Source organism: Halobellus sp. Atlit-38R, assembly GCF_003665925.1.
GTDB lineage: Archaea > Halobacteriota > Halobacteria > Halobacteriales > Haloferacaceae > Haloquadratum > Haloquadratum inordinatus.
This window is the reverse complement of record NZ_QXIJ01000001.1, coordinates 119,663-136,383: the sequence shown is the minus strand read 5'-3', so window position 1 is coordinate 136,383 and position 16,721 is coordinate 119,663. Positions and strand designations below refer to the sequence as shown.

The following is a 16,721-nucleotide window of genomic DNA, read 5'->3' as shown; positions in this document are numbered from 1 at the left end:
GGTCTGGCGTGATCGCTGCACCGTTACGACAATCCGTATGAGAAACTCAGCGACCAGTGTACACGCTTGAACACGAATACTGATCGGATTCTGGATCCGATTCAAAATCGCGTTAGATGAGTCGAAGTCACTTTTGTGTGTCTTAGACCCGGTCGATTGATCCGAGAAAATAGTCAACAGACCGAACGTCTTAATGGGCTGACGGGCGAGTCCCGCAGTATGACGAGAGAACATGCTGGGGGGCGCGTTCTCGTCGTCGTTTCTTCCGCCGTCAGTGAGGACGACCGAGGGGCAGCCGGCGGATCAGACACCGATCGTCGCCCCGGTGCTGACAGGTCGGACGACGAAGACACGTTCTATCGAGGTGGGGGAGACACGAAGTCAGAAACGGGCGCTAGCCCGGTTGGCTCTGATGGCAGAACGGACGCCACTGGACCGTCCACGGGTCGCCCTGACTCGACGGGATCCCCCAACGCGGACGGTGGCAAAGAGGACGGTTACGACGCCGACTGCGACTGTAACCCTGAAGAAGTAATCGCAGAACTGGATCGGCGGCTTCCAGCGGACGTCGTGTCACGGTGTTCAGCGACCGCTGTCGAGTACGTCGAGGAACTCGGACCGACACTCGACTGTGTGGTCATTCTCGGGGCTGACCCACCGCTAATTCGGAAACTCGCCGCGGGCAAATCGATTCCCACGGTCGTCTACGATCCACCAGTCGTCAGCGTCGTCGACGGCGCTCTTACTGACGAGAATCACGGGGAGCTAATCGAACGCGTGCGCGGCGAGGTCTGGTCGGACCGATCCAAGAGCGAACTTCGCGAGTCGAATGCACGACTGACGGCGCTGAGCCTCTATGCCGAAGATATCACCGCGTGTGAGACCATCGAGGCGGTCCTCGACCGAACGATCGAAGCCGCGGTCGAGGCGCTGGCGTTCGATCACTCGATCGTCTTTCTCACCGAGGGAGACCGGTTGGTCCCGCGCGCCTCGGTACTTCCAGAACCCGAAGCGAGTCCGAGCAATATCGAGGACGGCATCGCGGGGCGAACGCTGGCCGCGGGCGAATCCGAAATCGTCGACGATATGCAGACGGATCCCGACGCCATTCCGGAACACGACGGGTTGCACGCCGTACTGAGCGTGCCGATCGGGACACAGGGGGTCATCCAGATGGCGTCGAAAGAGTGTGGGGCGTTCGACGAGCGAGACAAAGAGTTCGTCGAGATCCTCGCGGGCTACACGCGGGAGGCGCTGGAACGGATCGAGCGCGAAGTGACCCTCCGGACGGAACGGGACCGACTCCACGCATTCTTCGGCGATCTCCCGGTGCCGGCGATCTACGTCAAGTGTCGCGACGGCGTCGTCCAAATCGAAGAGGTGAACTGCGCGTACGCCAGCCAGTTCGGCGAACCCGAAACGGGCAAGTCGCTCTTGAATGCCGTCCAGAGCGATACGGAGTTCGAGCAGTATCAGACGGCTCTCAGGACGGGAGACGTCACCACGGACACCGTCGAGCGATCGGTCGAGGACGGGGCACCCCGGACGTTTTCACTCAGCGTCATTCCCGTGTCTCCGCCGGGGACAAACGAGTGTTCCTACGGGATCTACGTCGGTGCCGACGGCGAGATACCGATGTTAGGTCCATAGTGACGGCTCATAGTGAGTGTCGTAACGGTGCAGCGATCGCGGCAGACCGTTCGGCGAGGCTCGGCGCGAACATCCGATAACCACAATCAGCAGACGGGGGTGCGACGCCGGCGGCGTCAGCTGATGTTCGACCGGCGGTAGAACCAAACGGTCGGCCTTCGAAGGGTCGAGTATGAGCGCCGACGCGGAGCGAGGACAAACACAGCAGCCGATCCGGTGTCTGATCGCGAAGGTGGGACTCGACGGCCACGATCGGGGCGCACACGTCATCGCCCGTGCGTTCAGAGACGCCGGCTTCGAGGTCGTCTACTCGGGGCTCCATCGTGCTCCCGAGGAGATCGTCCAGGCGGCCGTCCAGGAGGACGTCGACGTGCTCGGAATCTCGATACTCTCTGGTGCACACAACACGCTCGTCCCGAAAGTAATCGAGGGCCTCGAGGAGTACAACGCCTTCGCGGACACGCTCTTGATCGTCGGAGGAATCATCCCCGAAGAAGACCGTGAGGGCCTTCGAGAGATGGGCGTCGCGGCGATTTTCGGCCCGGGGACACCGATGCAAGAGACGATCGACTTCGTCCGGGAGCACGCTCCCCAACGCGACTGATGGAGGGAACGGACGCCGACCGACGCGACACGACCACCCGACCCGAGGACATCGACCCGGGGACGGCCGCACGCAACGAGCGCCTCGTCGAGTCGCTCCTCGCGGGCGAACACCGCGCGCTAGCGCGCGTCATTACCCTGATCGAGGATCAGGCCCCGGGCCACCGCGACCTCGTCGCTCGGTTGCACCCACACACCGGCGAGGCCGCCATCGTCGGGATTACCGGGAGCCCGGGCGCGGGGAAGTCGACGCTCGTGGACAAACTGGCGGAGGCTTACCGGCGACGCGGTGACACCGTCGGCGTCGTCGCCGTCGACCCCTCCTCGCCGTACTCCGGGGGCTCGGTCCTCGGGGACCGCATCCGGATGGCGTCGACCGCCGGCGATATGGACGTGTTCTTCCGCTCGATGAGCGCTCGCGGGCGGCTTGGCGGCCTCGCGACCGCGACGACGGACGCGGTGAAGGCGCTCGACGCCTTCGGGAAGGACGTCGTCGTCGTCGAAACCGTCGGCGCCGGACAGAGTGAGGTCGACATCGTCCGAACGGCCGACACCGTCGCCGTGCTCGTGCAACCGGGCAGCGGCGACGACGTCCAGATGCTGAAGGCCGGGATTCTCGAAATCGGCGACGTCTTCGTCGTCAACAAGGCCGATATGGATGGCGTCGAGCGGACTGTCGCGGAGCTAAAAGAGATGATCCACCGGCGAGACGCCGCGGGCGACGCGACCGAAGGACGGCCACCGTCTGAGATCGGACACCACGGAGTCGCCGGACCCGCTGGAGCCGACGCGGACGCCGACGAGCGCGCGGACGCGGGCGCCGCGGACGGGCATACGGACACCGCCACGGACGAACGGGCAGACACGGCCGACGACACCCAAAATGACGCGTTCGACGACGACACAGACGACGTGTGGGAACCGCCGGTCGTCGAGACTGTCGCGACGACGGGCGACGGCATCGACGAACTCATCGACGCGTTCGATGCCCACGCCGACCATCTCCGCGACTCCGGCGAACGAGAGACGAAAGCCCGAGCCCGGTACGCGGACGAGATCCGTCGGCTGATGCGGAGCGACGCGAACGAACTGCTCGACGAGGAACTCCGCCGTCACGGCGGCGTCGGGGCGCTCGCAAAGCGCGTCTACGAACGCGAGACAGATCCCTACGCCGTCGCGGCGTCGATCGTCGGGCCGCTTCGCGACTGCGTCGAAGCGAGACGCGAGCGCGACGAACCGAGAACGTCGGAGTGAACAGCACAGCGAGCAAAGCGGACCAGCTGCCCCAGCAGCCTGATTACCCTCGCGGTCGTGCGTTGTGGTATGAAGCTCAGATCGGTCGCCGGCGCACTCGTCGCCGGGACGGGAGCCGTCGCCCTCGCAAACGCCGCACTGAGACAGCGCGCCCCGCCGCTGGAGCCAGCACTCGGCGGTGACCACCGCACGTTCGAGTGGAACGGAATCGACGTCCGGTACGCCGAAGCGGGCGACACGGACGATCCGGACCTCGTCTTACTGCACGGCGTTAACGCCGCTGGTTCGAACGGCGAGTTCCGCGAGATATTCGACGAACTCGCGGCCGACTACCACGTGATCGCCCCCGACCTGCCCGGGTTCGGAACCTCCGAGCGCCCGCCGCTTCGATACTCCGCGACGCTCTACGAGGAGTTTGTCCGCGACTTCGTCGCCGCCTTCGAGAACCCGGCGGTCGTCGCCTCCTCGCTGACGGGGGCGTATCTCACGGCTGTCGCAGACGATCTAGATCTCGCCTCGGTCGTTCTCATCTGCCCCACCGAACGCGGCGGCCCCGACCGCAACCTCCCCGCGCGGGAACTCCTCCGCGCGCCGGTCGTCGGTGAGGCGCTGTTCAACCTTCTCACGTCGAAGCCCTCGATCCGGTATTTCAACGCGGATCACGGCTACTACGATATGGATCGCGTGAGCGATGCGTGGATGGACTACGAGTGGCGGACAGCCCACCAGCCGAACGCCCGCTACGCGCCCGCGTCGTTCGTCAGTGGCTTTCTCAACGCCGAGTTCGACCTCGAACAGACGCTCGCGGGCGTCGACGCTCCCGTGACGCTCCTGTGGGGGCGCGAGGCGGACATCACTCCGCTGAAGCGCGGCCGGGAGTTGGCGGCAGCGACCGACACGCGACTCGTCGTCGTCGACGACGCGAAACTCCTCCCGCACGTCGAGTTCCCCGAGGAGTCCCTCGACGCTATCCGCGAGGCAATCGGCGAGTGATGCGTCCACCGAGCGGCGGCGCGACGCCCGACCCCCGCTCCGGAGCGCCGGAGCGTCGCTCGCCGCAGCGAACCGCTGGGTCTTTTTTCCCCAGCGGTTTACCGGCGCGTATGCTTGGAGTCGAGCCGGAGTCGACGAAACCAGACCGGACGGGGGCGGGTCCGTGAGCGAGACGGCCGTCGTCGTGAGCGAACCCGGCTCGACCGGTGACGCAGTCGTCGAGGCACTCGCCGGCACCGAGGGGATTCTAACCGAGCGAGCGGACCCGACCGCAGGAGACTGCCGGATCACCGACGACGCGGATTCGGTGTTCGCCGTCGGCGAGACGGCCCTTCTCGCGCTCGCCGACTGTCCGCTCGACTGTCCCGTCTTCCCGATCGACGTCGGCGCGGATCGGTACGACGTGCCGGTCGGAAACGTCGACGTCGCCGCGGAGGCCTTCCTGCGCGGGACATACGAGACTGTATCACATCCGATTCTGGACGTTGCGGTCGACGGCGAGGCGGCGGGGACGGCCATTGCCGACGTGACGCTGCTAACCTCGGAACCGGCGCGCATCTCCGAGTACGCCGTGGGATCGCCCGACGGCTGGCTGGATACGGTCCGCTCCGACGGCGTCGTGATCGCCACGCCGCTCGGCAGCGCGGGCTACGCCCGCGACGCCGGTGGATCCCTGCTCGCGCCCGAAACGGGGCTGATTACTGTTCCGATCTCACCGTACGCGATGCACGCCGACTCGTGGGTGCTTCGCCCACCGGTATCGTTCTCGGTCGAACGAGACGAGGCGGCCGTCTCGCTGCTTCTCGACGACGAATCCGTGCGTTCGGTTCCAGCCTACACGCCGATCGACGTCAGCATCGGCCGGGAGATATCGCTCGTTCGTCCGCAAACGCTCGGTGACGGGTAGGACGGCGAGGGGGAAGCGAACTCAAAAAAGCACGTCAGTGCCGTCTACGAGAGCGGCTTTTCCGGGTGGTCGTCGACGACGTCGAAACGGACGACCCGACTCAGATGATCGAGTTCCAGAGCGGTTCGATGAGGTAGAAAAAGCCCTGATAGCTCGCGTACAGCAGCGCGAACACCGCAGAGCCGATGGCCGTCGTGGGACGTCCGAGTTCCTTGCTCTTCGAGCGCGCCTCCACCCGGCGGGCCTCGTACTCGAAGAAGTCCGAGACGAACACCGAGAGTGCGAGCGCGGACATCACCATTCCGCCGTGCGGCTCGACGACCATAAAGAGGAACGAGACCAGCACCAGCGCCAGCGTGGTCGCGGTGTGCGGCAGCCACCGGCTGATCTCCGCGTCGCCGTCGCCCGAGTCAGCCTGCGTGTGGTGCTTCCGGTGCTGAATCGCGCGAGTGAGGAAATTCAGGAGCACCAGGCCGACGAGGACGACTGGGAGGATGGGTGCGACCCCCTCCAGCGCGTCGATCGGGACGAGGAACTGTAGCGGTTGCATACCCGACCTTGGGTACAGGACTCATTAGAGTTTTTCCAATCCGACGCGAGGATGGCGTGACCTATCGCGGGATAGTAGTCTGTCGTCGGGCCGATCGTGACCCAAAACGTCGGCGCTCGCGCGCCGGATCGCAGCGCGACTGGTTTACTGGACGCGCTCTTCGAGTGCTTCGCGGGCCTGTCGGACGGCCGGAATGCCCACCCAGAAGGTGAGAGCGCCGATGATTGCGAACCAGAAGAACACGTCCATCAGCAGCACGCCGAGGGTGTCGAACATCGTCGCGGAGTCGCTGAGCGACACCGGTTCCACCAGTTGCTGACTGCTCTCGAAGCTCGAGGTTCGGTACCATCCCGCGAGGACCATCCACGCGAGCCCTGCGCCGGTGAAGATGCCCAGCCCCTTGATGAACTCGTCAGCCATTGTTGTTCGAATCTTCGCCGGAGTCCTCTTGATACTTTCCCATTCCGCGGGCGCGGAACCGCGTCCCGATGATGTACACTCCCGCGCCAAATGCGATGATCGCGAGGCCGACGGCGGCGAAGACCGTACTCAGGATGCCGTCGGCGATCTGAAGCCCGACGAACGCGAGGACGCTCCGGACGAAGTTCCCCAGAAAACTCACGTTCAGCGTCGCCGCGTCGAGGAGCATAAATCCGAACACGACACTCACGACGGCGATGAGCGTCGAGAACACAGTCACGACCTTGTAAAGCGGCATCGGGACGACGACGTCGCGTCCGCGCCCGCCCTCACGGTTGCCGCTCCCGGTCGACGCCGCGTCCGGCCCCTCGGCCGCGCTCGCACCGGTCGCGTCTCCATCAGTCATTACCGGGACTACGGCGGGAAGCGAAATGTGCCTTTCCGTGTGCGATCGTAGTGATGCCCAGAGACGAGTGGTCCGACAGAAAAACGAAACAAGAGTCCGAACGGTGAGCGCCGTTTGGCGGGCGCGCAGAGCCCGCTATTTCGGGGGGCGGAGCCGGTAGTAGCGGCGGTTGAGGTCGTACATGTACCCCTCGCGCATCGTCTTCAGCACCGCCCACGTGACGAACCCGCCGACGATCGGCAGGAGGAACGTCAGATCGAACAGCAGATCGACGTTCATCGGAATCAGGTTCTTCGCGGAGTACACGCTGATGGTGAACGCGAAGATGACGCCGCCGACGCCGACGGCGGCCCAGAAGGGCTGCTCGACGGGACGGCGCGCGCTCCCCTTGTTGAGGAAGGGGACGATGGCGACGATGCCGACGACGACCAGGTTCGCGAGGACGCCGTACGTCCGGTCGGCCATCAGTTTCTGTCCGCCCAAGATCGAGAGCTCGGGGTTCAGGGGACCGAGCTTGAGGAGGCCGAACGACCAGTAGAGATACCAGTCCGGCAGGATGATCGCGGGCGTACTGGACGGATTCGCCGGCGACCCGATGTGCGGCGGCAGCGTCGCAGACAGGAACAGCAGCATTCCCACGAAGAAGCTCGCGATGGCGAGGTTCCGGATGATCTCGTGGGGCCACGTCGGGAACGCGAGCACGTCGCGCTCGACGTAGTCGGACTCCTGTCGCAGGTCTTGGTCTTCGCGGCGGGCGCGCTCGAAGTACTCGTAGGTGAGCCGCGAGAGGCCCTCCGTGCGCTCTTTGCGCTCGCGCCACGTCGGCGTCTCGTCGTCCGGCGCGACGATGCCGCTGCCGTCGGTGCGAACGTCGTCGGTGTTGGTGTCTTCGTCGGTCATTGGTTTAGTGGGGTTCGGCGATGCCCTGCACCCAGACGATGCCGATGTGGATCGCGATGAGAGTCGTCACCACGAACGGGAGCAGGAACACGTGGAGGATGTACATCCGCTGTAGCGTCGCTTGGCTCAACGAGAAGCCGCCGAAGAGGAGCTGTGCGGCCCACTCGCCGACGAGCGGGATCGACAGCGCCATCTCGACGCCGATCTGTCCCGCCCAGTAGGCGAGCTGGTCCCACGGGAGCAGGTAGCCGGTGTACCCGAAGACCATCGTCAGGCTGATCAGCACGATGCCGATGAGCCAGTTCAGCTCACGGGGTTCCTTGTACGCGCCGGTGAAGTACACGCGGAGCATATGCAGGAACACCGCTGCGACCATCACCTGCGCCGCCCACCGGTGGATCGAGCGGAGCATAAATCCGAACTGGAGATCGCGCATAATGAACGCGATACTCTCGTAGGCGACGGTCCCGGCGGCCTCGGTCCCGGCGGCCGCGGAGGGGCTGTAGTAGAACCCCAAGAGCGCGCCGGAGATGGCCGCGACGACGTATGCTAACGTCGAGAACAGCCCCAGCGTGTACAGCGGGTACCAGTACCAGAACTTGTTGTCGAGGTTGTACTGTTCGGTGTGACTCTTCGGCATCTGGAGGTTGACCCGGTAATAGAGGGTCTCTAAGAGCTCCAGGTAGTCGACGATGCGGAGCCGCTTGTCCAGCCAGATGAGCGTCGTGAGGAAGGTCGACTCGATCGGAGTCAGATCCTTCTCTTTCATCCAGCCTTTGTGATCGTAGTCGTCTTTCTTTTCGAGACTCATTGTTATCGCTTGTAGTACGGGTAAACCGCGCGTTTGACGTGATCCCACGCGCCGTCAGCGAACGGCGTGCCATCGACGTCTTCCTCGCGGATGTAGAGGTCCTCCCACTTGCGACGTCGTTTCTTGACGATCACGACGTCCGGCAGGAACTCCTTGCGATACATCGCAAGTATGAACGCCAGGTCGATGAAGATGACGGCCAACACGGCGCCGAGATACATATTCCCAGTGTCGGTCAGCCCCCATCCGGAGATGAGGCCATACGTGAACAGGAACACGAACACGACCTCGATGATCGTGAGCAGGACGATGGCGATCGCCGCTGCGGTGCTCTCACGGGCCGGCTCGTACCGGTGGATGTCGCCGTAGGTGCTCCCACTGGATGACATCGTCAGTTCCTCCCGGTGCCCGTGTGGGCCGATTCACCGTATTTCAGGATGTAGAACGTGAAGATCACGGTCACGAGGATCCCGAGTATCGTGGCGGCACCGACCCAGTGCGCGTGGATCGGGACGCCGAGCTCGTGCAGTTCCTTCTCGCCGCCACCGCCGCCGCCCGCGTTGGGGTTCTCGACGACTTCGATCGTGGCGACCATCCCGGCCGTTCGGTGCGGTTCACAGTAGTACTCGTACGTGCCGAGCGTGTCGAACGTGTGCGTGTAGGTGAAGCCAGTGTTTTCGAGGGGCTCGTGTCCTTGCCAGTTCGCGCCGTCGGGCTGGCTCTCGACGATGATGTTGTGGTTGTCGGAGTCCCAGACGAACTCGACAGTCGTCCCGGGTGCGATCTGGAGCGGTTCGCTCGTCCCGGGCTCGAACACCAGCGAGCCGCCGGGGCCGACAGTTACCGTTACGGTCTCGCCGCTTCCGCCGCCTCCACCTGAGCCGCTCGCAGTCCCCGTGGCCGTCCCAGTTCCAGTACTGGTCCCGGTTGCTGTGCCGGTCGCTGTTCCGCCCGACGTCTCCGTCGTCTCCTGGGCGGCACCGAGGCCGGCGGTAGCAGAGGCCGTCGTGGCAGCAGCAGGGACGCTCGCTGCTCGCAGAAAGTCCCGCCTCTTCATACAAGCCGAAGGTGAGGATGGAATGCGCTTAAACCCACCGACTCCCCCCTCAGTGCAGACGCTACGATTCGCGAGCCTCGTCGGCTGTACCGGCGTCTACGGACTGCTGATCGCCCCGAGTCTCGACCGTGGGACCCCCGTCTTCGCGGTCGTCTGAATCCGCCGAGCCGGCGAAATCCCGGGCTTTCTCCCCGTCGTTATCGCCGGTTTCGTCCGCCCCGGCTCCGTCTTCGTCGGTACTGCGCGCCCGCTCTGGCTCCTCGTCGTGCAACAGTTCCTCCAGTCGCTCGTCGCCAGCGGCGTCGAGCGCGCGGAGGCGATTGCGGAACTCCTCCGTTCGGAAGCGATCCGAGAGCCGGGCGTTCGCGACCACCAGAAACAGGAAGAATCCGATCACGAGAAATCCGATGGCGGCGATAGGGGCGACGACCGTCGAGAGCGACGGCAGCGCGAGCCACGCGACGAGGAGTCCGAACCCGACTAGCATCTGCGCGCCCGCGACGATCTGTAGCATCAGGTTTCCGAACTCGCCGCTCCCTTCGACGACGTCCGTGGGCTCTGGGAGCGACGCGTCCTCGGGCGCCTCCATCAGCTCGTAGTCTTCCATCGAGCAGAGCGCGACGGTCGGTTTGACGTCGCGGAGGACGGTGCCTTCGCCCTCGACGCTCCCGTCGGCGTAGACGATGGCGTAGCCCTCGTCGGAGTAGGCGACGACGCGGTCCTCGACGCGTTCGACGATGGCAAAGATCTCACGGATCGCGACGCGGGCTTTCAGTTCCTGTTCGACCCGGTCGAGCAGTTCTTCGCCGACGATCCACGTGTCGGGGTCGAACGCCGCTTCCCACTCTTCGAGACTCATCTCGGCCATATCCGCGGGGCCGAAGTTGTCGAAGTCGTAGGTCTCTTCGACCTCTTTTCGGAGCGCCTCGAGGTCGTCGGACTCGGTGCTCGACTGGCCGGCCGCGTCGGCTTCCGCTGCAGGGTCCGGCGCGGCCGACGAGTCTTCGGCGGCGGCCGAGCCCGAACGGCTGTCTGCCGCGTACGACTCCTCGGAAGACTCCGTCATTTCCTGTCTGTAGGAGCGGCAGACTCCTTAGGGTAACGGTTCTCGCAGGCAGCCCGGTGCGAGACACTACCACCGCGCGCCGTGCACCGACGACGAGTCGGACACTTTACCCACGGGGAGTCCATACTCGGACCGATGGTATCCGATTCGACCATCGCGACAGCCGCCGCGCTGATGGTCACCTCGAGCCTCCCGTTCTACCTCTACGGTGCGTGGATTATGATCGACGCCGAGGTCGTGAGCTGGGACGTACTCGTCTATCACCTGAAGTTCATCTTTCCCGGGCTCGTCCTCAACACGATCCCCGTCGTCACGTGGATGCTGCCGCGACTCCTGGACCAACTGGGCGGCGTGACTGTGCTCCACGCGATCTTGGGCCTCCAGGCGTACGCGCTCTTGGCGTTCGCGTTGACCGGAATCGTTCGCATCCTCCAGGTGAAGCGAGACGCCGACCTATATGACGACCCGGCGCAAGACGTCGACCTGAACGAGCTCCACCCGGATATGAGCGCGTGGCGGGGGCGCCTCCGCGTCGGCGTCTTCGGCTACGTGCTCTTCTGGTTTCTCGCGTGGCTCTTGGGGCTGTATCAGTACGTCGGCCGCTACGTCCTCGGGTGAAATGCTGCCCGGCGCCTAGGCCCAGGATTCGCCCGACGCGAGGTCGACGTCGCCGTCGAGTTTCGAGGACGGACAGACGTCTTCGAGCACACAGTTGTCGCAGTCGGGGTTCCGCGCCGTACAGACCGCGCGACCGTGGCTGATGAACAGGTGCGTGAACTGCTGCCAGTCGGACTCGGGGACCAGTTCCATCAGTTCCTGTTCGATCTTCGTCGGCGACTCCTCCTCGGCGATGCCGAGCCGCCGGGAGATCCGCTGGACGTGGGTGTCGACGACGATCCCCTCGACGACGTCGTGACCGTGCTGGAGGACCACGTTCGCCGTCTTGCGGCCGACCCCGGAGAGCTCTGTGAGTTCGGCCATCGTGTCGGGCACCTCGCCGCCGTGCTCGTCGCGAAGCGTCTCGCCGATGGATTTCAGATAGCCCGCCTTGTTGTTGTGGAACGTGATGCCGTAGATGTCCTCGGCGAGCCGTTCCTCGTCGGCCTCGGCGTAGTCCTCGGGTGTTTGGTACATCTGGAACAGTTCCTCGGTGACGTCGTTGACGCGTTCGTCGGTGCACTGCGCCGAGAGGACGACCGCGACGAGAAGTTCCAGCCGATTCGAGTAGTTCAGCGAGATCGTAGAGTCGGGGTACTCCTCGTAGAGACGGTCGAGAACCTCCGCGGCCTGTTCCTCGCGGTCGGAAAGCGGCGTGCCCATACGCGAGCGTCGTCGCCGCGGGTGTTGAGTGATTCGGCTTCCCACGACGCTCGCGCGGAGATAACTCCGATCAGTGCAGTCGAGCGCCGGCGGTGCAGTCGAACGCCGAAACCGGATCACCGATCAGTCGTCCGCGCTCGACGTGACCGCCGCAAGCGACGCGTCCTCGACGCGGTCGACCGACGAGCGGTTGCTCGTCGGATCTTTCTCGACGGTCACCAGATCGTCGGCGGCCGCGACGAGTTCGTCGTCGTGGCTCACGATCAAGATCTGCTTCACGCCGAGGTTCCGCATCTCCTCGACGAGATCGACCAACCGGGAGACGTGCCCGGAGTCGAGAAACACGGTCGGCTCGTCGAGGATGAGCGGCGGCATCGGGGCCGACCCCTCGATCCCCTCCGCGAGCAGCCGGTAGATCGCACACCGCAGCGAGAGATTGAACAGCGCGCGCTCGCCCCCGGAGAGCTGTTCGGGTTCGAGCGCGGTGCCGTCCTTCTGGAAGACCGTCAGTTCGTACTCGTCGTCGAGCCGGATGCGCGAGTAGGCGTCGTTGCCGTAGACGAGGTCGAACGTCTCGTTGAGCATCCGTTCGAGCGTCTCGACGTTCCGCCGCCGAAGTTCCGCGCGGAGGTCGCTGTAGGTCGATTCGAGCGTCGAGATCTCCTCGTGGAGCGACTCCAGATCGTCGACCCGCGTGGCGATCTGTTCGCGATCCTCCCGGAGCGATTCGAGTTGCGACAGTTCGCCTTTCACGCTCCCGATGCTGTTCTGCAGTTCGTCGCGGCGCTCGCGCAGTTCCGTCAGCTTCACTTCGACGTCCGACAGGTACTCCTCGGCGTCGGCCTTGTTCGTCCGTGCCTCCTCGATTCGTGACTCGTCGACCGCGTCGGCGAGTTCCTCGCGTCGGTCCCGCTTCTCCTGGAGATACGCCCGTCGCTCGTCGTTTCGATCCGCGATCGACTCCCGCTTCTCGCGGCGGCGATCGATCCGGGACTCGACCTCGTCGATCTGTGCGCGCAACGCTTCGACGCGGTCGAGCCGCTCGCGCGCGGCCTCAATCCCATCGAGGTCGCCCTCCAGCGTCGAGACGCGCTCGGCGGCGTCGGCCGCCGCGTCGGCCTGGCCCTCGGCCGCTTCGCGTTTTTCGGCCGCCTGCGATTCGAGTTCGGCGGCCTCCTCGCGGAGCGACTCCGCCGCCGCTCGGCGGTCCTCGGCCGTCGTTTCGGCGTCCGCGATGCTGTCTTCGATCAACGAGCGCTTCTCGCGCAGATTCTCTAATCGCGTTTCGGCGTCCGCGAGCGACTCGGCCGTATCGAGTTTCGCGTCGAGGGCTTCGCGTCGCTGCTGCAACGTTTCGACCTCGGTTTCGAGCGTCTGGATCTGTGCTTCGTACTCTCCGATGGCGTCGACGTGGGGCGACCCTTCGACGGGCTGACCGCACTCAGGACACTTCCCCGCCGCCTGGAGTTCCTGCGCCTCCTCGAGGCGATCGCGGACGGAGTCCAGTTCCGCTCGGGCGTCTGCGAGGTCGTCACGGACCGCTTGCAGATCCTCCTGCAGCGATTCGCGGTGGGCCGCCGCCTCGCCCACGTCGATCGGCGCCTCCGCGAAACGGGCCTGGAGTGACTCGATCTCGTCGTCGACTGTCGAGAGTTCCGCAGTGCGCTCCTCCGCGCGTTCTGCGGCCTCCTCGGCGGTCGATTCCGCGTCGGTAGCACGCTCGCGTACTTCCCCTGCGCGCGTTTCGAGCTCGTCGGCGCGCTCTCGTAACTTCTCGGCCTGATTCGACAGCATCGTCTGGCGCTGGCGCGCTGCCTGCAGTTCCTCGCGGACGTCCGCTTCCTCGTCGTCGAGCGTCTCGCGGCGCGCGTCGATGGCGTCCGCATCGACGTGCCCGGAACTGGCCGCGTCGAGGTCCGTCTCTGCGAGCGCCGCATCGAGGTCGTCTTCGAGCGCGTCGATCCGCTCGCGCGCGTCGACGATCTCGTCCCGCAACTCCTCGCGCGTCGCCTCGTCGTCCTGAATCGTCCCGCGCAGTTCCTCGATGTCGGCGTCGAGACTGTCGAGTTTCTGCTTCGTCTCCTCGTAGGCCGAGAGCACCTCTGTCGCCTCCTCGTAGGTGTCTTCGGCGCGCGATTTGTTCTCCTCGAAACGTTCGGTCTCCGAATCGACGTCCGAGAGTTCGGTTTCGAGGCTGTTCAGGCGTTCGTGCAGCCCCGCGTCCTCTTTGGCCTCGATCTGGGAGTCGAGTTTCGAGAGCGCGCCGCGCTTCTCCGAGAGGACGTCTTCGACGCCGAGGCGTGCCTGGCCGGCGCGCTCGCGGTACTCCTCCAGTTTGCCGAGTTGCAGCAGGTCGTCGATGGTGTCCTGTCGCTGACTCGGCGTCGCGTTGATGAGTTTGTTCACCTCGCCCTGGCGGACGTACGCGCAGTTGACGAACGCCTCGGCGTCCATCCGGAGAAGGTCGGTGACGAACCCCCGGACGTCGGTGGCCCCATCGACCGCGACGTCGGGGCCTTCGAGCGTACACGTCGCCGTCTGCATCCGCTCGCCGGAGCGTCGCAGGCGACGTTCGATCCGGTAGGTGTCTCCCTCGTGGACGAACTGGAGTGTGACCTCGGCCTCGTCCTCGCCCGTGGTCACGATGTCGTCGAGCGTCTCGTCGAGGGCGCGCGCGCCGTAGAGCGCGAAGAAGCACGCCTCGAGCAGCGAGGACTTGCCGCTGCCGTTCAGGCCGTGAATCACCGTCACGCCGTCGCGGAGGTCGAGGTCGGCGTCGGCGTAGGGCTTGAAGTTCTGGAGTCTGATCCGTTCGAAGCGCATCTAGAAGTCCTCCATCGTGACTTGAGTGTCGCTCGGCGTCGCAGTCTCCTCCGAGTCGTCGTCTGTCGCCTCTTCGTCGGTCTCGTCGCTAGCGGTCTCGCCGCTAGAATCGTCGAGCGCGGGCGGAGTGGCCTCGTCGGCGGCGTCGCCAGTCGCGGATCCGGCGGCGTCCGCGGCGGCGACGTCGTCAACGCCGTCCGTCGCGTCGGTGGCGTCGGCAGCGCCGTCTGTTGGACCGGTAACATCGGCGTCATCCGTCTCGGAACCGCCGTCTACACCGGACTCGGTCGTCCCAGCATCGTCCCTTCCGGAGCTCTCTGCACCAGATTCGTCGTCCCCTCGCGGAGCGGCAGCGAACGCGGCGTCCGCTCCGTCCTCCAGAAGGTCTATGACGCGGGATTTCACCGCGTCGCGGACGTTCGAGTCCGGCGTCTTGCTCGCGCGGATCGTCCCGTCGACGTCGAGCGCGGCTGTCGAGAGTCCCAGGTCGCGAACGCGCTCGTCGACGGCGGCGTCGGGGTCGGCGAAGGAGACGTCGATCTCCGCGTCGGTCTCGTGCTCGCGACGGTCGGTGACGCGCGCGATGAGCGCGCCGCGCTCCGTGAGAGACTCCTCGATCGCCGCGGGCGTCACGGGCTCGCCGTCGCCGGTCACCTCCACGACGACGACCGCGTCTGCGACCTCGCGCTGACGGAGTTGCTCGCGAACGCGCCCCGGTCCCTCGCCCGCGGCCAACTCCACGCTGACGAAGACGAACGGGCGGGTATCGAGCGTGCGCCGCCGGATGTCGACCGCGTCGTCGAACGTCACGAGGTTGTACCCGCGCGCGTCCTCCTCGGCGGCGCTCGCGCGCTCGGTCGATCCGCAGTAGGTGACCCACGTGTCGTCGACGGTCTCGGTCCCCGGCGCGTGGTTGTCGCCGAGGAGGACCACGTCGAAGTCGACGTTCGAGCGATCGAGGACCGTCTCGGTGTCCCAGTTGGCGTGGGCGAAGGGCGTGAACAGCCCGTGGCTCACGAGCGCGGCGGAGGCGGCGTCGTGTGGTTCGAAGTCGTAATCGATTTCCGCCCGCCGCGACTCGGGCACGTGGTCGAGACCGTAGAAGGCGGTGTCCTCGACGACTCTCGGGGCCACTCCGAGTCGCTCCGCCAAGCCCAGGTTCTCGAAGAGGTCGAGCCACTGGCCGCCGCGCGTGGACTCGTGATTCCCGACGACCGCGAGAAACGGAATCTCGGCGTCGTCGAGTCGCCTGAGAATGCGAATCGTTCCGAGGAGGTCCCGAAGTTCCGGGCGGCGGTCGTGGAACAGATCGCCGGCGTGGACGACGGCGTCGACGCCCATCTCGACGGCGTCGTCGATCACCTGCTCGAACGCGTCGAGGAAGTCCTCGCGCCGCGCCGAGGAGTGGTACTGCTGGTACCCGAGGTGGGTGTCGCCGGTGTGGATCACCCGTGTCATCTGCCCGGATCTTGACCGCTGCGTCCTAAAACGGTTCCGCGAGCGGAGTGAAAGTGGTCGCCGTCGGACGACAGCGGACAGTCAGCGTCGGAGGCGTCGCCGGCGGATCGAGGACTGTCACCGTGGCCTCTCAGGGCGGTCTCGAATCGTCGCAGCGCCGCGCTCGCGGTTCGTCCGCGGCGTGCTAATTCGGCTGCGTCACACCGCGTCGCCGTCCGGACCGCGGCGTCGAGCGCCGACAGCCGACCGGCAGCGACGAATCTCGCGCCCGCGCACGCACACGAGACTGCACTCTCTGCGTCGGAGATTACGTCCTCGGCCTCTTCGGTGTCGGCGACCACGGCTTCCGCATCGACACGTCCGATTTCGGGGGCTTCGGCGTCACAACCAGGGTCGGGCGCAGCGGGCGACAGTCGGGCGGGCGCGGACCCTTCTGTGAGCGCACGGAGCGAACGTCGGACAGACTCGGGCGACGGTTCTGACACGGCGTCGGTGGCGCCGCG

General features: G+C 65.6%; 18 protein-coding genes. 6 read left to right on the top strand and 12 right to left on the bottom strand.

Going from position 1 to position 16,721, the window contains the following annotated elements; genetic code table 11:
* The first annotated feature begins 219 nt into the window (after positions 1 to 219).
* The 5 genes from D3D02_RS00695 to D3D02_RS00675 all read left to right on the top strand — a co-directional run bounded on the left by D3D02_RS00695 (position 220) and on the right by D3D02_RS00675 (position 5,407).
* On the top strand, positions 220 to 1,650 hold the full coding sequence (locus D3D02_RS00695; RefSeq protein WP_121568070.1) for a GAF domain-containing protein: 1,431 nt from the start codon (positions 220 to 222) through the stop codon (positions 1,648 to 1,650).
* Positions 1,651 to 1,822: 172 nt separating this feature from the next.
* Complete coding sequence (locus tag D3D02_RS00690; RefSeq protein ID WP_121568069.1) at positions 1,823 to 2,254, top strand: cobalamin B12-binding domain-containing protein; 432 nt, start codon at positions 1,823 to 1,825, stop codon at positions 2,252 to 2,254.
* Complete coding sequence (gene meaB, locus D3D02_RS00685) at positions 2,254 to 3,507, top strand: methylmalonyl Co-A mutase-associated GTPase MeaB (RefSeq protein ID WP_121568068.1); 1,254 nt, start codon at positions 2,254 to 2,256, stop codon at positions 3,505 to 3,507. The genes D3D02_RS00690 and meaB overlap by 1 nt, the downstream gene beginning before the upstream one ends.
* A gap of 69 nt (positions 3,508 to 3,576) precedes the next feature.
* Positions 3,577 to 4,500 carry an alpha/beta fold hydrolase gene (locus D3D02_RS00680; RefSeq protein ID WP_121568067.1) on the top strand — a complete coding sequence of 308 codons (924 nt, stop codon included), beginning with the start codon at positions 3,577 to 3,579 and terminating at the stop codon, positions 4,498 to 4,500.
* Between the two features lie 163 nt (positions 4,501 to 4,663).
* The gene (locus D3D02_RS00675; RefSeq protein ID WP_121568066.1) at positions 4,664 to 5,407 is read left to right on the top strand and encodes an NAD(+)/NADH kinase; all 744 of its coding nucleotides are present in this window, start codon (positions 4,664 to 4,666) and stop codon (positions 5,405 to 5,407) included.
* 100 nt (positions 5,408 to 5,507) lie between these two features.
* Here D3D02_RS00675 and D3D02_RS00670 read toward each other — a convergent pair whose 3' ends face one another.
* From D3D02_RS00670 to D3D02_RS00635, 8 genes are all read right to left on the bottom strand, one after another.
* A complete protein-coding gene (locus D3D02_RS00670) occupies positions 5,508 to 5,957 on the bottom strand; it encodes a hypothetical protein (RefSeq protein ID WP_121568065.1) in 450 nt (149 codons plus the stop codon).
* Between the two features lie 144 nt (positions 5,958 to 6,101).
* Positions 6,102 to 6,377, bottom strand: a complete 276-nt coding sequence (locus D3D02_RS00665) for a hypothetical protein (protein WP_121568064.1) — start codon at positions 6,375 to 6,377, stop codon at positions 6,102 to 6,104.
* A complete protein-coding gene (locus D3D02_RS00660; RefSeq protein WP_121568063.1) occupies positions 6,370 to 6,783 on the bottom strand; it encodes a hypothetical protein in 414 nt (137 codons plus the stop codon). Before D3D02_RS00660 ends, D3D02_RS00665 begins: the two co-directional genes overlap by 8 nt.
* A gap of 135 nt (positions 6,784 to 6,918) precedes the next feature.
* On the bottom strand, positions 6,919 to 7,683 hold the full coding sequence (locus tag D3D02_RS00655) for a cytochrome bc complex cytochrome b subunit (protein WP_121568062.1): 765 nt from the start codon (positions 7,681 to 7,683) through the stop codon (positions 6,919 to 6,921).
* Positions 7,684 to 7,687: 4 nt separating this feature from the next.
* The gene (locus tag D3D02_RS00650; protein WP_121568061.1) at positions 7,688 to 8,494 is read right to left on the bottom strand and encodes a cytochrome bc complex cytochrome b subunit; all 807 of its coding nucleotides are present in this window, start codon (positions 8,492 to 8,494) and stop codon (positions 7,688 to 7,690) included.
* Positions 8,495 to 8,496: 2 nt separating this feature from the next.
* Positions 8,497 to 8,883: a hypothetical protein gene (locus D3D02_RS00645; protein ID WP_121568060.1), complete on the bottom strand. Its 387-nt coding sequence runs from the start codon at positions 8,881 to 8,883 to the stop codon at positions 8,497 to 8,499.
* 2 nt (positions 8,884 to 8,885) lie between these two features.
* Positions 8,886 to 9,551 (bottom strand): plastocyanin/azurin family copper-binding protein, encoded by a 666-nt coding sequence (locus tag D3D02_RS00640; protein WP_121568059.1) that lies wholly within the window; start codon positions 9,549 to 9,551, stop codon positions 8,886 to 8,888.
* A 61-nt stretch (positions 9,552 to 9,612) separates the two neighbouring features.
* On the bottom strand, positions 9,613 to 10,617 hold the full coding sequence (locus D3D02_RS00635; protein ID WP_233560552.1) for a DUF898 domain-containing protein: 1,005 nt from the start codon (positions 10,615 to 10,617) through the stop codon (positions 9,613 to 9,615).
* Between the two features lie 135 nt (positions 10,618 to 10,752).
* Here D3D02_RS00635 and D3D02_RS00630 point away from each other — a divergent pair, with 135 nt between their 5' ends.
* Positions 10,753 to 11,235 (top strand): hypothetical protein, encoded by a 483-nt coding sequence (locus D3D02_RS00630; protein ID WP_121568058.1) that lies wholly within the window; start codon positions 10,753 to 10,755, stop codon positions 11,233 to 11,235.
* 15 nt (positions 11,236 to 11,250) lie between these two features.
* Here the strand turns inward: D3D02_RS00630 and nth are convergent, their stop codons facing one another.
* From nth to D3D02_RS00610, 4 genes are all read right to left on the bottom strand, one after another.
* Entirely contained in the window at positions 11,251 to 11,937 is a 687-nt protein-coding gene (gene nth / locus D3D02_RS00625; protein WP_121568057.1) for an endonuclease III, read from the bottom strand.
* Between the two features lie 123 nt (positions 11,938 to 12,060).
* Positions 12,061 to 14,760 carry a DNA double-strand break repair ATPase Rad50 gene (rad50, locus tag D3D02_RS00620; protein ID WP_121568056.1) on the bottom strand — a complete coding sequence of 900 codons (2,700 nt, stop codon included), beginning with the start codon at positions 14,758 to 14,760 and terminating at the stop codon, positions 12,061 to 12,063.
* Positions 14,761 to 16,218 (bottom strand): DNA double-strand break repair protein Mre11, encoded by a 1,458-nt coding sequence (gene mre11, locus D3D02_RS00615; RefSeq protein ID WP_121568055.1) that lies wholly within the window; start codon positions 16,216 to 16,218, stop codon positions 14,761 to 14,763.
* Positions 16,215 to 16,703 carry a hypothetical protein gene (locus tag D3D02_RS00610; RefSeq protein WP_121568054.1) on the bottom strand — a complete coding sequence of 163 codons (489 nt, stop codon included), beginning with the start codon at positions 16,701 to 16,703 and terminating at the stop codon, positions 16,215 to 16,217. Before D3D02_RS00610 ends, mre11 begins: the two co-directional genes overlap by 4 nt.
* Positions 16,704 to 16,721: the final 18 nt, after the last annotated feature.

Excerpts from the sequence above, each read along its gene's own strand:
- D3D02_RS00695 (WP_121568070.1), top strand. The coding sequence starts at position 220 with ATGACGAGAGAACATGCTGGGGGGCGCGTTCTCGTCGTCGTTTCTTCC.
- D3D02_RS00690 (WP_121568069.1), top strand. The coding sequence starts at position 1,823 with ATGAGCGCCGACGCGGAGCGAGGACAAACACAGCAGCCGATCCGGTGT.
- meaB (WP_121568068.1), top strand. The coding sequence starts at position 2,254 with ATGGAGGGAACGGACGCCGACCGACGCGACACGACCACCCGACCCGAG.
- D3D02_RS00680 (WP_121568067.1), top strand. The coding sequence starts at position 3,577 with ATGAAGCTCAGATCGGTCGCCGGCGCACTCGTCGCCGGGACGGGAGCC.
- D3D02_RS00670 (WP_121568065.1), bottom strand. The coding sequence starts at position 5,957 with ATGCAACCGCTACAGTTCCTCGTCCCGATCGACGCGCTGGAGGGGGTC.
- D3D02_RS00665 (WP_121568064.1), bottom strand. The coding sequence starts at position 6,377 with ATGGCTGACGAGTTCATCAAGGGGCTGGGCATCTTCACCGGCGCAGGG.
- D3D02_RS00660 (WP_121568063.1), bottom strand. The coding sequence starts at position 6,783 with ATGACTGATGGAGACGCGACCGGTGCGAGCGCGGCCGAGGGGCCGGAC.
- D3D02_RS00655 (WP_121568062.1), bottom strand. The coding sequence starts at position 7,683 with ATGACCGACGAAGACACCAACACCGACGACGTTCGCACCGACGGCAGC.
- D3D02_RS00650 (WP_121568061.1), bottom strand. The coding sequence starts at position 8,494 with ATGAGTCTCGAAAAGAAAGACGACTACGATCACAAAGGCTGGATGAAA.
- D3D02_RS00645 (WP_121568060.1), bottom strand. The coding sequence starts at position 8,883 with ATGTCATCCAGTGGGAGCACCTACGGCGACATCCACCGGTACGAGCCG.
- D3D02_RS00640 (WP_121568059.1), bottom strand. The coding sequence starts at position 9,551 with ATGAAGAGGCGGGACTTTCTGCGAGCAGCGAGCGTCCCTGCTGCTGCC.
- D3D02_RS00635 (WP_233560552.1), bottom strand. The coding sequence starts at position 10,617 with ATGACGGAGTCTTCCGAGGAGTCGTACGCGGCAGACAGCCGTTCGGGC.
- D3D02_RS00630 (WP_121568058.1), top strand. The coding sequence starts at position 10,753 with ATGGTATCCGATTCGACCATCGCGACAGCCGCCGCGCTGATGGTCACC.
- nth (WP_121568057.1), bottom strand. The coding sequence starts at position 11,937 with ATGGGCACGCCGCTTTCCGACCGCGAGGAACAGGCCGCGGAGGTTCTC.
- rad50 (WP_121568056.1), bottom strand. The coding sequence starts at position 14,760 with ATGCGCTTCGAACGGATCAGACTCCAGAACTTCAAGCCCTACGCCGAC.
- mre11 (WP_121568055.1), bottom strand. The coding sequence starts at position 16,218 with ATGACACGGGTGATCCACACCGGCGACACCCACCTCGGGTACCAGCAG.